The sequence below is a fragment of the Salipiger sp. CCB-MM3 genome, from assembly GCF_001687105.1.
In the GTDB taxonomy this organism is placed as follows: Bacteria; Pseudomonadota; Alphaproteobacteria; order Rhodobacterales; family Rhodobacteraceae; genus Salipiger.
Genome location: NZ_CP014599.1, coordinates 212,014 through 225,103 on the forward strand (window position 1 = coordinate 212,014; position 13,090 = coordinate 225,103).

Consider the following 13,090-nt stretch of genomic DNA (forward strand, 5'->3'; position numbering starts at 1 on the left):
CAGAACCGGCATTTGCTGCGCCGACACGCCGAGTTTTCAGCACGCCGAGAAAGAGTGTGCGCCCGGGATGATCGCCCTCGCCGGGAAAAACACGCGCGGCGGAGAGTTTCCGCCCCCGCTTGTGATCCGCATCAAGTCTTCGCTGCGCGGGCCGCGCTAAGCTTTGGACAAAGGAGCCAAAAGCGCCATGCCCCAAGACCGTTCCAAACGCCGCGGCCTGCCGCCTCGCGTGCTCGCCTGTCTCTACGCCGGGCTGGTCGCGTTGCCGATGCTTGTGGCGCTGCTTTCCGAGCCCGGCCATTGGCAAGGTGCCATGCGGCTGGCGACGGCTTGCGGTATCGCGGCGGCGGTCATGGTTCTGGCGCAGATGGTGACCAGTGGGCGCTTCGAGGCGATCTCGGGCCGCATCGGCATCGATGTGACCATGGCGTTTCACAAATGGGCGGCGCCGCTGGCGTTGCTTTTGGCGCTGATGCATGTGCTGGCCTTCATCGGCCTGCCCGACCCCGACCGTCCCGGACGGCTCGCGCGGAGGATCGACTTCGTGCTCTCGGGGCCGGGGCTGTGGGATGCGCGGATCGCGCTGGGGCTGCTGGCCTTGCTGGTCGCGCTGGCGCTGCTGCGGGACCGGCTGCCGATGCGCTATCAGCTGTGGCGGGCGGGTCATGCGCTTGGCGCTTTGGGGCTGGTCGCGGCGCTGCTCTGGCATGTGCTGAGCGATGGCCCGAGGGGCATGGGGACGGCGCTGCTCTGGGTCGGGCTGGCGCTGGCGGTTTGCCTGCCAGCGGTCTCGGTCTACGCCCGCCGTTTGGTCCGGCGCGGTGCCGCGCCTTGGACCATCGCCGAGAACCGCCACGTCGCCGAACGTCTGTGGCTGCTGCGTCTGGCACCGCCGCAAGGGGCCGCGCTGGCCTTCGAGCCGGGGCAGTTCGCGTGGTTGGCGTTCGGTGCAAAGCGGCTGCCGCTGCATGACCATCCGTTTTCCATCGCCTCGGCGCCGGGGGAAGACGGCCTGCGGTTTCTTATTCAGGAGGCCGGGGATTTCACCGATGGCATCGGCGCGCTGCCTGCGGGCACCGCCGTGTCGATGGATGCGCCGCACGGCAGTTTTGTGCCGCGCGGGGCCGGGCCGCTGATCCTTGTGGCCGGCGGCGTCGGGATCGCGCCGATCCTGTCGATCCTCAGCCATCTGGCGCGCAGCGGCAGTCAGCGGCAGGTCCGCTTTGTCTATGCCGCCCGCAGCGCCGAAGCGATGGTGCCGCCCGAGCTGTACCAGCCCGCCTGCGCCGCGCTTGGCGTCACGCCGATGCTGGTGTCGGACCGGGCCGAAGATGTGTCCGAGCTGGGGCTGCTGCGCGGGCCTATGAGTGCTGCCCTGCTCGAGAAAGCCATGGAGGGGCTGGAGCCCTCAGCCTGCGAGGTGATGATCTGCGGGCCGGGCGTGATGATGACCCTCGTGGCCGACAGCGCGCTGGAAATGGGCGTGCCGCTGAGCCGCATCGACTACGAGCGCTTCAGCTATGGGGCCGGGCCGAGTTCGGTGAAGGACCGGCTGCGGCTGACGGGATTTGCGGCGCTGCTCGGGTCGGTTCTGGGCTTGGTGCTGCTTTACTGGCTGGCCTGATCCGCCAGCCAGTTGACCAGCGCGGCGCGCGCCTCGTCATCGGGGGCGTGATGCATGGCCAGAAAGCGGTTCAGCCGGTCCTTCCCCGCGCGGTCGTCGGGATCGGGCAGCGCATAGGCGATCGCCTCGGTGCTGCGGTGGCACTTTGCGCAGGTGTCGGACCATGCCTGCCCGCCGGGGGAGGGATCATCGGCAACGCAGGGCCCGACCGCCCCCACACAAAGCAGGCCCGCGATCAGCGCGGCGCGGTGGCGCGAAGAAGCTGGCAATGGCATCGGCGAGATCTCCGGATCAGCGGAGCACCATGATGCCGCGCGGCGGCCCATCGGGCAAGATGCGCGCCCTCAGCCAAGTCGCCGCCGCAGCCCCACGTCCCGCGCCGAGGCCATGTCGTACATCGCGCGGTAGGCGGGCAGATAGCGCGCCACCTGCGCATCGGCGCGGTCCATCTGGGCGCGCTTGCCTGCAAAGAGCGCGCCTGCCTCCTCAAGAAGCGCCGCCTCGTCGACCCGCAGCAGGCGGCCCTTCTCGGTGACGATCTCTCCGGCGACCATGGTCATCCGAAGCGACTGGCCCAATTCGCAATGCACCAATTGCCGGGGCAGGTTGTTGAGCGGCACGAAGGGCAGGGCGCTGAGGTCCAGCAGATTGAGATCCGCAGGCGCGCCGATCGTGAGCGTGCCCAGACCGGGCTCGCGCATCGCCCGTCCGCCGCCTTCGGTCGCGGCGCGCAGCACCTCGGGTGCCATCGGCCAATCCTCATAGCGCGGGCGGTCCAGCGTATGCACCAGCGCGGCGGTTTTCATCACGCTCCACATGTTGATCGCGTCGTCGGCGATGGCCTCGTCGACGCCGAGGCAGAGCGGGATGCCCCTACCGAGCATGTCGCGCCACCGCATGATGCCGCTGCCGAGGCGCAGGTTCGAGATCGGATTATGCGCCACGCTTGCGCCGCTTTGCGCGATAAGGTCGAGATCGGCGTCATCGACCCAGATCGCATGGATCACGTTCATCCGCTCGGACAGAAACCCCAGATCCGCCGTGTAGCGCACCAGCGAGCGCCCGCCGAGGCACTCCTCGCCATAGACCCGCTGCAGTTTGGTCTCGAGCATATGGGCATAGAACGGCAGGTCGTGGCGCTGGCTCAGGTCGTCGAGCGCGGCGAAATACTCGGGCGTCACCCGCTGCGGTGCCGAGCAGGAGACCGCCGCCTTCAGCCGGCCACCTTCCGCGCCATGCCACTGGCCAAGGAGGTGATCGTAAAGCTCCAGCAGGCGCGGGGCGGGGCAGGGCGAGGGCTGTTCGAGCGGCGCGCGCAACTCGCAAGGCAGCAGGTCGCGCAGGAACGGCAGCTTGTCGAGTTCGGGCACCTCCGGCTGATCCAGCGCCAGCCGAGCGCGCATCCCGCTGTCGAGATAGGCCTGCGCCACCGCGTCGATGATCTCGGGCGTCGGCTCGGGCACGAAAAAGCAATCGTCCTGCACCGAGGTGGTGCCGGTCTTCAGCATCTCGATGCAGCCGAGCATGGTGCGCAGGTAGGCCTCGCGCGGGGTGGGGCGCAGCACCTCGAGTTCGGGGCACTCGTAGAGCATGAAGATCTCGAGCGGCAGCGACGGCAGACGGCCCTTCATGTGATTGACCGACGAGTGGAAATGGCCGTTCACGAGGCCGGGCATCAGCAGATCGCCGCGACCCTCGACCACCGCCGCACCGGGCGCGGGCTGGGGGGCACCGATCTCGGCGATACGGCCATCGCGCACCAGCAGATCGCAGGGCGCAGTCAGTCCGTCATGCGCCTGCAGATCAAGCAGGCGCACGTTGCGAAAGAGGGTTTCGGGCATGGTCTGTCCTCTCGGGCTCCGGGTCAGTCGCGGGAGGAGCGGTTGTAGAAGGGCGTTCGCGGGGCGGTGCCGGTGATATAGCCGTCGTAGAAGTTCTCGACCTCGCCAAAGACCTGATCGCGCAGCCAGTGGCGGTGCTGCTCTTCTTCGTCGCGCGGTTTGGCCAGCGCCTCGGCGATCTGCGCCAGCACCTCTGCGCGGTCGATGCGGGTGAAGCTGCCGTCGCGGTAGACCACTTCGCCGTCGATCAGCACCTCATGCACGTCCTTGCACTTGGCGCGGTGGATCAGCGCGTCGAGCGGCGCGATGTCGGGGTCCTGATAGGGATAGGTGGCGCTGTCGTAATCGAGCACCACCGCATCGAAGCGCCGCCCCGGATCAAGGCGCCCGATCTCGGCGCCGAAGGCGGTGGTCAGCGCGCCATGTTCGGAGGCCATGCGCAGCACGCCGGTTGGCGTCGGCACGGCGCTGTGATCCATGCCCGGCACGCGGTGCACGGTCAGCGCCATGCGCATTTCCTGAAGCATGTCGCGGTCGTCGTTGATGCCCGCCTCGTCGATGCCCATTCCAACCACGATGCCGCGCTTGCGCAACTCCATCAGCGGCAGCATCCCCGAGCGCAGGCGGAAGTTGGACGAGCAGTTGTGGCACACGCAGGTGCCGGTCCCGGCGCAGATCTCGAGGTCTTCTTCGGTCATCCACACGCCGTGGCCAAGGGTCAGCTTCGGGCTGAGAAGTCCGAGCTTTTCGAGATGTTTGACGGCGGTCGTGCCGGTGCGCTTGAAGGCGTATTCCTTCTGATAGGCGGTTTCGAGCAGGTGCATATGCATCGGCACGCCGTCAGCGTCCGAGCGCTCTTTCATCGCCAAAAGCCCATCGTCGGTCATCCAGTGCAGGTTCGCCGGGGCCAGCTGGATGCGCGCGCGCGAATTGCCGTTGCTGTCGCGCAGATGTTCGTAAAGCGCCATATATTCGGCAAAGCTCATCTTCTGCTGGCCGAGGTGCTCGGCCATGGCGCGCCCGGCTTCGGGCGGCAGGCGGCGGCAGAAATCTTCGTCGGCCTCGTAGACGAACCGGTTCTGCTCTCGCACCGCGTAGCAGTAAGAGGCGCGCATCCCCACCGTCTCATAGGCTTTCAGCACACCGCCCGCCGAGGCCTTGACCTGCTCCAGATCGCCGGTGGCCCAGCCTTGGATATGCTGCACCGTGGTGACGCCCGAAGAGATCATCTCGAAGGCAGAGAACAGCGTGTCGAGATAGGGGTCGATCTTGCGCATCGACAGCCGCGCGGCGAACCACAGTTCCAGCGCGTAATCGGGCGCGCCCAGTTGCAGCGGGGTCAGGCCGATGTGGTGGTGGCTGTTGACCAGCCCCGGCATCATCAGGTGATGCGGGTAGTCCGTGGTCTTTGCACCGGGATAGGCGGCGGTGATCTCGGCGGCGGGACCGACGGCGAGGATGATGCCGTCTTCATGGGCCAGTGCCGCGTTTTCGATGATATCGGGCGAGACATCATCCTTCGCGCCCGAAACGATCCAGCGGGCGGTGACGATTTCGATACTCACGAGAATTCCTGTTCCTTGAAGGATTTTTCCACTTCCTCGGCCAGCAGCGCTTCGCAGCGGCGCGCGAGGTCGATCATTTCGGGGCTGCGCAGATCGCGCGGGCGGGCCTGATCGAGGCGGATCTCGGCCTTGATCTGGCCGGGACGCGCGGTGAAGACGACGATGCGGTCGGCCAGCGCCAGGGCCTCGTCGATCGAGTGGGTCACCAGCAGCACCGAAGCGCCCGAGCTTTCCCAGACATCGAGCAGATGTTTCTGCATCCGGGCGCGGGTCTGGATGTCGAGCGCGGCAAAGGGCTCGTCCATCAGCAGCACCTTGGGTTTCATCGCCAGCGCCCGTGCCAGCGCGGCGCGCTGGCGCATCCCGCCCGACAGCTCATGCGGGCGCTTGTTGCCCGCGCCGACGAGGCCGACGAGACGCAGCAACCGCTCGGCGGCCTCATCCATCTCGCGCGGCGACTTGCCAGCGATGCGCAGACCGAAGGTGATATTGTCCTTCACCGTCAGCCACGGATAAAGCGAGGCCTCCTGAAAGATCAGGCTGCGTTCGGGCGAGGGTTCGGTGATCTCCAGCGCGTCGAAGGTGACAGATCCCTGCGTGGCGTCTTCGAGCCCGGCGACGATATAGAGCAGCGAGCTTTTGCCACAGCCCGAGGGCCCGAGCAGCACGACGAACTCGCCAAGCGCCACATCGAGGGTGAGGTTGCGGACCGCGGGGACTGGCTCGGGGCCGTCCGGGTTCCAGGTTTTCGAGACGTTCTTGATGGACAGTCCGAGCATGGGTCACACCCCTCCCACGGGGCTGGGACCGACCCACCAAAGGACCTTGCGCTGCACGTAGCGAAGCGCCTGATCGAAGGCAAAGCCGGTGATCCCGATAAGTGTCATGGTGAAGAAGACGAGGCTGGCGTTGAACGTGTTGCGCGCCAGCATGGTGACCTGACCAAGGCCCGAGCCGACGCCCACCGCCTCGGCGATCAGCACTACCATCCACGCGGCGAAAAGGTTCATGCGCAGGGTGACGAAGAGGTCGGGCAGGATCGCGGGCAGGATCACATGGCGGTAGATCTGCCGTTTCGAGCAGCCCATGATCTTGGCCAGTTGGATGTAGTTCTTGGGCACGCTGTCGATCAGCGACAGCGTCGCCAGCGTCATCACGAAGAAAATGGCGATGAACACCAGAAAGATCGCGGGCGGGTTGCCGATGCCGAAGACGAAGACGGCGACCGGGATCCATGCCACCGGCGAGATCGGTGCCAGCATGGTGACCATCGGCAGCATCAGATTGCCGAAGATGCGGAAGTAGCGGATCGCAAGCCCGATCCCCAGCGACATGATGAAGCCCAGCCCCAGCCCTGCGGTGACCCGCAGCGAGGTCCAGCCGATCACCCCCAGCACCGACCAGAAGGATCCGCCTTGGCTGAGCGCCCCGGCGCGCTGGCCGTTGGGGTCGAAAAAGCGGAACTGGTCGGGCAGATTGGCCAGAAAGATATGCGGTGGCGGCAGCAGCAGAGGGTTTGCCCACCCCCGCCACCATGCGAGCTCCCACAAGCCCACGAAGATTGCGAGCGACGCGAGAGACCACAGCGCCGGGGCCAGTTTGCGGGCCAGATTGCGGCCCGCGGGCGGACGCGTTGGGGCGGATAGTTTTCTCTCGTCACTCATGGTTCCGTCGCTCATGGGAGGCTCCTGTGCTCATTCTCGGCTCAATGGGGTCTTCAGGCGGTCTTGAGCGCGAGCTGCTCGTAAAGGTCACCGTTCTCGGCGATCACCTCTTCCAGAAGCGTCCAGTCAACGGCCTCGGCAGGGAGCGTGTTCTTGACGTAACCCATGGCCTGCATCGAGGCCGAACGCTCGACAAAGAACTCGGTGTTGTTGCGCTGGTCGATCATCACCGGCTGGCGCGACTGGGCCAGCTTCAACGCCTCGAGCGAGGTCTTGTAGTAGGTGCCCACCGTGTCCTCGAGCGCCTTGTCGGTGTCCTGCTCGGACTGCAACTGCGCGGTCATCATCGCCTTGATCACCGCTTTCACCGCGTCAGGGTTTTCCTCCAGCAGCGGGATGCGCGCGGCCAGCACGCAGTCCGAATAGCCCTTGCCGTAGACGTCGAGCCCGTCCGACAGCACCGAGGCGCCCGCGCGCTCCTGCAGACATTGCGTGGCATAGGGTTCGATGTGGCACACCGCGTCGATCGCGCCATTGATGAAGGCGGCGGCAAGCTCGGGCGAGGTGTTGAAGTATTTCACGTCGACATCGGCAAAGGACATGCCCGCGGCGGTCAGATAGTCATAGGGCAGCACCTCAAGCGTGTCGGCCTGAAAGGTGCCGATGGTCTTGCCTTTGAGGTCCTCTGCCGAGGTGATGCCTTCGGCACCGACGAAGATGCAGCCCTCGACACCCGCGCCCGCGACGATGCGCACCGGCGCCCCGGCATCGACCAGCGTGATGAAGTTGGAATAGGGGATGACCGAGACGTCGACCATGCCCGCGCCGAAGAGCGTGACCACATCGGTGGTGGTCGGGGTCACGACGAAATCAAGCTCGACGCCATCGTCCTTGGCCAGTTCACGCTCTTTGGCGAGGAAAATGCCGAGGTTGCACAGGCCCGAGCCGTGGGTGGCCTTGATTGTGGTCATTCCGGCAGCGGCGGCCTCGGAGGCGCTCATCAGCCCGGCGGGCAGCGCTAGGCTGGCCGCAGCGGCGGCGCTGCCTTTGAGAAAGCCGCGTCGGCTGGCCATCTGGATGTTTTGGTAGGTGTTCCCGCAACGTTCGCACATGTCTTTGTCCTCTCTGTTGGGCACGGACAAAGTGGCGGGCGGTCTATCGTTCAGGCAGGCCGGGCCAAATCGTCCATGACAATTTTTCTCGGCACGCCAACCAGAAGAAGAGGAGCGAACACTGCCATATGGCATTCATGTCAGTGGTTCAGCGGGCAGTGTGCCCTCTCTGCGCTGAGATCAGCCTGAGCCGATCCACGGCGGACGAGAGGGAAATTGCGCCGAATTTTCTTTGTCGCACTCGGCGCTGTCGGCTTATTGAGCAAATGGAATGCCAAATTTGCATAATTTAAGCGATCTGGATCCGAAGAGGGCCCGGAGCGGCGAGGTTATGGCGAATCAAATGGTTGCGGGCGCTTCTACGCCGGGATGTCTGCGATGAACGGGTCGGCGGCTCCGCGCTATGCGCGTGATTTGGTTGCATCGCCCTGCGGCATGGGCAAAATGGAATGCCACAGTATTACTTGTCTGAGACACTTTGCCTTGAGCCAGCCTCTTCCCGAACTGACCGCCGTTCCCCCGGTCACGGACTCGCCGACTGCGATTGCCCAATGGGTGGCCGAAGTGCTTCGCGATCGTATCGTTAAAGGCGAGTACCCGCCCGGCTCGCGGTTGGTGGAGCGGCGCATCTCGGCGGAACTGGATCTGTCGCGCACGCCGGTGCGCGAGGCGCTGAAGCTGCTGCATCAGGACGGGCTGATCGAGATCTCGCGCAACAAGGGTGCGCAGGTGGTGCAATGCAGCGCCGAAGAGGCGGTGCAGCTTTTCGAGGTGATTGCCTCGCTCGAAAGCCTTGCCGCCGAGCGGCTCGCGCGGACCATCACGCCCGCGCTGCTGGACGAGCTTGAAGACCTGCACGCGCAGATGATGGTGTTTCACAAGCTGGGCAACCACACCGATTATTTCGACACCAATTCCGCGATCCACGATTTCATCGTCGAGAACTGCGGCAATCCCATCGTGCATGATGCGCACAAGCGGCTGATTGCGCGGGCGCGCTATGGCCGGTTCATGGCGATCCACAGCGCCGACCGACTGGCGCAATCGGTGCAAGAGCATGAGACGCTGATGGAGGCGCTGCGCAGCGGCGACGCGGCGGCGGCGGCGCAGGTCTGGCGCCAGCATCTCCAGCACACCGGCGAGACCTTCGCCGCCGTTCTGGAGGACGGGGAGGGTTAGGCCTCCTTCGCCCGCGTTCACGAAACATCCCGACAAGGTTGCCCCGACCCGCTGACCGGCGGGCGCGAGTCGCTGTGTACTGCCGTTTTTAAAATGGGATGCCATTTTGGTTCGCGGCTAGCCTGCGGGTCGGGCAGAAGTGGGATTCAGCCGCGCAAACTTTGGGCGTTCTGAGAAACAAGGAGATTTTCAAGCTGTATCTCTCGCCAGCGGGCCAGCAATCCTGCGTAAGTTAAATGGCATCCCATTTGAGGTCGGCGCCAGAACCGGCCCTTTTCACCAGCCGAACCCTTTGGCCAACGCGCCTTGCAACCGACAGAGAAGGAACGCCCATGACCCGCCTCACGCACCGTGGCCTCACCCGCCGCTCGCTGCTCAAGACCTCGGCCTTTGCCGCCGCTGGAACGCTGGCCACGCCCGCGCTGCTGCGCGCGCAATCCTCTGAACTGGTGATCGGCTGTGCCGGATCGCACACCGCCTGGATGGAAGAGATCGTCGTGCCTCATATGAAAGAGGCGATCGGCGCGGATATTCTGTTCGAGGGCACCAAATCCTCGGTCAACCTTGAAAAGATGGCCTCGAACAAGGACCAGCCGTATCTGTCGGTCGTGCAGATGGACGATCCGGTGATGATCCAAGCGGTCGAGGCCGATCTGCTGACCCCGATCACCGCCGAGGCCGTGCCCAATATGACCGACCTGCGCGGCGATGCGGTGCATATGGACGGCATGTGGTGCAACTATGTCCAGCCGTGGGCGGGCGTGGCTTATAACACCGACTATTCCGAGGGCGTGCCGTCGTGGGACGCGCTTTGGGATCCGGCCAACGCGGGGCAGGTGATCATCCCTTCGCTGCAGAACACCGAAGGCATGTGGACGCTGTTTGTCGCGGCGATGCTGGGCTCGGGCAAGCCGTTCTCGGAAGCGCAGTACGAGATCGACGCGGCCTTCGCCAAGCTCGAGGAGCTCAAGCCCAACCTGCTGTCGGTCTATTCGACCATGAGCCAAGCCTTCAACTTGCTGGAACAGGGCGAGATCACGCTGCTGTCGGGCAATTTCTCGTCCTACACGCTGCCGCGCAAATCCGAAGGCGTACCGGTCGATCTGGCCGCGCCGAAGGAAGGCATTTTTGCCATGCCGTCGGGCATCTGCCTTGTGAAGGGCGGGCCGAACCCGGAGCTGGCCGAGGCCTATGTGAACGAGATGCTGGGCGAGAAGATGCAGTCGGCCATTGCCGATTTCGCCTCTTCGGTGCCCGCCAACACCACGGTCAAGGCGGGCGCGGTGATCCCCGAGGGCGTGCAGATCTACAGCCCCGACTGGGCCTTCGTCGCCGCCAACCGCCGCGCGTGGATCGAGCGTTTCGACAAGCTGATGGCGCTCTGAGCCGATGTTGGACATGACCCAAGACCCCACTCCGGGCGATCGCCGCTACCTCGACGTCTGGGGCGTTGCGAAATCCTTCAAAGGCACAAGCGTCATGTCCGGCATGAACTTCCGGGTGGACCGGGGAGAGCTTGTCTCTCTCCTCGGTCCCTCGGGCTGCGGCAAGACCACGCTTTTGCGCATCATCGCCGGGCTGATGGAGGCCGACGAGGGCTCGGTGGTGCTGGGCGGGCGCGACATCAGCCGCTTTCCCGCGCATAAGCGCAACGTTTCGGTGGTGTTCCAGAACTACGCGCTGTTCCCGCATCTGACCGTGGCCGAGAATGTCGCCTTCGGGCTGCGGGCGCGCGGCACCCCCAAGGCGCAGATTTCTGCCCCGGTGGACGAGGCGCTGCGCCTCGTGCGCATGGAGGGATTTGCGGGCCGCCCGATCTCGGCGCTGTCGGGTGGTCAGCAGCAGCGCGTCGCCGTGGCGCGGGCGCTGGTGGTGGGGCCGGACCTGCTGCTGCTCGACGAGCCGTTCTCTGCCCTCGACCGCAAGCTGCGCGAGACCATGCAGGTGGAGCTGAAATCGCTGCTGCGCGACCGCGGGATCACCGCCATCTTTGTCACCCACGATCAGGAAGAGGCGATGGGCGTGTCGGACCGGATCGCGGTGATGAACGCCGGGAAGATCGAGCAGTTTGCCGACCCGTCGACGCTCTATGCCCGCCCGGCCTCGCCTTTTGTCATGGATTTCGTCGGGCTTTCCGCGACCATCATGGGCACCGTCGCCGCCTCCGAGGGCGGTCTTTTGACGCTCGACACACCCTACGGCCCCTTGCGTGCCCGCGGCGATCTTCCGGTTGGCGGCGCGGCGCAGATCGGCGTGCGGCCAGAGCTTATCTCGGTGGGGCAGGGCGAGAACAGCCTGTCGGTCGTGCTGGAGGACGTGATGGTTCTGGGCTCCAAGACCGTGCTGCATGGCCGCGCCGCCGAGGGGGACCGCATCCTGTGCGAACTGCCCGGCATCCGCAGCGGTCTGGCGCGAGGTGAGACCGTTCAGCTTGGCTGGGAGATCGCCGACACGCTGGTCTATGGAGGCGCCGCATGATCCGCCGCGTCGACCGTCTTTCGCTGCTCGCGGTCCCCGCGCTGGGGTATCTGGCGGTGATCTATGCGCTGCCTCTGGTCATGCTGCTGGCCAAATCGGTGCGCACGCCGGAAGGATTTTCACTCGCCGAATACGCCGATTTCTTTGCCGATGAGTATAACATGCGGGTGCTCTGGCGCACGCTGCGCGTTGCCGGGCTGACCACCTTGCTGGCGCTGGTCATCGCCTATCCCACCGCCTTCGCCATGAGCCGCGCCAAGGGTGGATGGCTGACGGTCTTTCTGGTGGCCATGGTGCTGCCGATGTCGCTGGGGGTGGTGGTCAAAGCCTTTGCGTGGTCGATCCTGTTCCGCGCCAATGGCGCGCTGAACGGAGCGCTGCAATGGATTGGCCTGATCGACCGGCCCATCCGCATGATGTTCACCGAAACCGCGCTGATCGTCGGGGCGGCGAATGTGTTCCTGCCGTTCATGGTACTGCCGATCTACGCCGTGGTGCGCCAGCTTGACCAGCGCCTGCCCGAAGCCGCCGCCTCGCTTGGGGCCACGCCGATGTTCCGCTTCTTCAACGTCACGCTGCCGCTGACCCTGCCGGGGGTGGTGGCGGGCTCGGCCTTCACCTTCTCGCTGGCGGTGTCGATGTATGTGATCCCTTCGCTCATCGTCGGCGAGCGCCAGCAGACGCTGTCGATGCTCATCGCGCGCTCGTTCCTTTATCTCCGCAACGAGCCGCTTGGCTCCACCATCTCGGCGGTGCTCTTGGGCATCGCGGTGCTGGTGGTGGTGCTCTCGAGTTGGCTGGCCCGCAGGCTGGGAGCCCGCACATGACCCAGACAGACCGTATCTTCCGCGCCCTCTCGTGGAGCGTGGGGCTGGCCTGCGTCGCCTTCCTGATGCTGCCCATCGTGATCACCATCGCGGCCTCTTTCACCTCTTCGCCGGTCTACACGCTGCCGCCGCCCGAATGGTCGCTGCGCTGGTACGCCTCGCTGGGCAAGCGCAGCGGGCTGCGGGACGCGGTGCTGCTGTCGCTGAACCTTGCGCTGATCTCCACGCTGATCTCGCTGGTGCTGGGCACGCTGGCCTCGGTTGCTGTCACCCGTGGCCAGTTCCGCGGTCGCGAGGCGATCGCCACTTTCGCCGTCTCGCCGCTGATGATGCCAGGCCTGGTAGTGGGCGTGGCGCTGCTGCAGTTCTTCCGCGAGATCGGCCTGCGCGACGCCTATTGGTCACTGCTGCTGGGCCATATCGTGATCACGCTGCCCTTCGTGATGCGCACGCTGCTGGCCTCTATGGCGGCCTTCGACTTCTCGCTGATCGATGCGGCGCGGACGCTGGGGCTGAGCTATCCCAAGGCGATCCTCAAGGTGCTCGTGCCAAGCCTTGCGCCCGCCTATCTGACCTCGGGGCTCTTCGCCTTCCTCGCGTCGATGGACAACTACCCGATCTCGATCTTCCTCACCGACGCGCGCAACAAGACGCTGCCGATCAAGATGCTGCAATACCTCGAGGAACAGCCCGATCCGTCGCTGGCGGCCATGTCCTCGGGGCTGATCCTGCTGGCGATCATCGTGCTGGTCTTAGGCGCGCGCACCGTCGGCCTCAATCGTATGATCCAAGGGTAAGCG

At 65.4% G+C, this 13,090-nt stretch carries 12 protein-coding genes; 6 read left to right on the forward strand and 6 right to left on the reverse strand.

The window, feature by feature from the left end:
• Positions 1 to 187: 187 nt before the first annotated feature.
• Positions 188 to 1,624: a ferredoxin reductase family protein gene (locus AYJ57_RS24035; RefSeq protein ID WP_066111865.1), complete on the forward strand. Its 1,437-nt coding sequence runs from the start codon at positions 188 to 190 to the stop codon at positions 1,622 to 1,624.
• Here AYJ57_RS24035 and AYJ57_RS24040 read toward each other — a convergent pair.
• From AYJ57_RS24040 to AYJ57_RS24065, 6 genes are all read right to left on the reverse strand, one after another.
• Complete coding sequence (locus tag AYJ57_RS24040) at positions 1,609 to 1,899, reverse strand: hypothetical protein (RefSeq protein ID WP_066111867.1); 291 nt, start codon at positions 1,897 to 1,899, stop codon at positions 1,609 to 1,611. The two genes, AYJ57_RS24035 and AYJ57_RS24040, sit on opposite strands and share 16 nt — an antisense overlap.
• A 69-nt stretch (positions 1,900 to 1,968) precedes the next feature.
• Complete coding sequence (locus tag AYJ57_RS24045; RefSeq protein ID WP_066111869.1) at positions 1,969 to 3,465, reverse strand: amidohydrolase family protein; 1,497 nt, start codon at positions 3,463 to 3,465, stop codon at positions 1,969 to 1,971.
• A 23-nt stretch (positions 3,466 to 3,488) separates the two neighbouring features.
• Positions 3,489 to 5,030 carry an amidohydrolase family protein gene (locus AYJ57_RS24050; protein WP_066111871.1) on the reverse strand — a complete coding sequence of 514 codons (1,542 nt, stop codon included), beginning with the start codon at positions 5,028 to 5,030 and terminating at the stop codon, positions 3,489 to 3,491.
• A complete protein-coding gene (locus AYJ57_RS24055; protein WP_066111874.1) occupies positions 5,027 to 5,809 on the reverse strand; it encodes an ABC transporter ATP-binding protein in 783 nt (260 codons plus the stop codon). The genes AYJ57_RS24050 and AYJ57_RS24055 overlap by 4 nt, the downstream gene beginning before the upstream one ends.
• 3 nt (positions 5,810 to 5,812) lie before the next feature.
• Complete coding sequence (locus AYJ57_RS24060; RefSeq protein ID WP_157374386.1) at positions 5,813 to 6,709, reverse strand: ABC transporter permease; 897 nt, start codon at positions 6,707 to 6,709, stop codon at positions 5,813 to 5,815.
• A 38-nt stretch (positions 6,710 to 6,747) separates the two neighbouring features.
• Positions 6,748 to 7,806, reverse strand: a complete 1,059-nt coding sequence (locus tag AYJ57_RS24065) for an ABC transporter substrate-binding protein (protein ID WP_066111876.1) — start codon at positions 7,804 to 7,806, stop codon at positions 6,748 to 6,750.
• Between the two features lie 483 nt (positions 7,807 to 8,289).
• Here AYJ57_RS24065 and AYJ57_RS24070 point away from each other — a divergent pair, with 483 nt between their 5' ends.
• From AYJ57_RS24070 to AYJ57_RS24090, 5 genes are all read left to right on the forward strand, one after another.
• Positions 8,290 to 8,985 carry a GntR family transcriptional regulator gene (locus AYJ57_RS24070; protein ID WP_237220287.1) on the forward strand — a complete coding sequence of 232 codons (696 nt, stop codon included), beginning with the start codon at positions 8,290 to 8,292 and terminating at the stop codon, positions 8,983 to 8,985.
• A gap of 332 nt (positions 8,986 to 9,317) precedes the next feature.
• Positions 9,318 to 10,370: an extracellular solute-binding protein gene (locus AYJ57_RS24075; RefSeq protein WP_066111878.1), complete on the forward strand. Its 1,053-nt coding sequence runs from the start codon at positions 9,318 to 9,320 to the stop codon at positions 10,368 to 10,370.
• Positions 10,371 to 10,374: 4 nt separating this feature from the next.
• Positions 10,375 to 11,463, forward strand: a complete 1,089-nt coding sequence (locus AYJ57_RS24080) for an ABC transporter ATP-binding protein (protein ID WP_442974936.1) — start codon at positions 10,375 to 10,377, stop codon at positions 11,461 to 11,463.
• Positions 11,460 to 12,290, forward strand: coding sequence for an ABC transporter permease (locus tag AYJ57_RS24085; RefSeq protein ID WP_066111880.1), 831 nt, complete (start codon positions 11,460 to 11,462; stop codon positions 12,288 to 12,290). The genes AYJ57_RS24080 and AYJ57_RS24085 overlap by 4 nt, the downstream gene beginning before the upstream one ends.
• Positions 12,287 to 13,087, forward strand: a complete 801-nt coding sequence (locus AYJ57_RS24090) for an ABC transporter permease (RefSeq protein ID WP_066111882.1) — start codon at positions 12,287 to 12,289, stop codon at positions 13,085 to 13,087. Before AYJ57_RS24085 ends, AYJ57_RS24090 begins: the two co-directional genes overlap by 4 nt.
• The last annotated feature ends 3 nt before the right edge of the window (positions 13,088 to 13,090 follow it).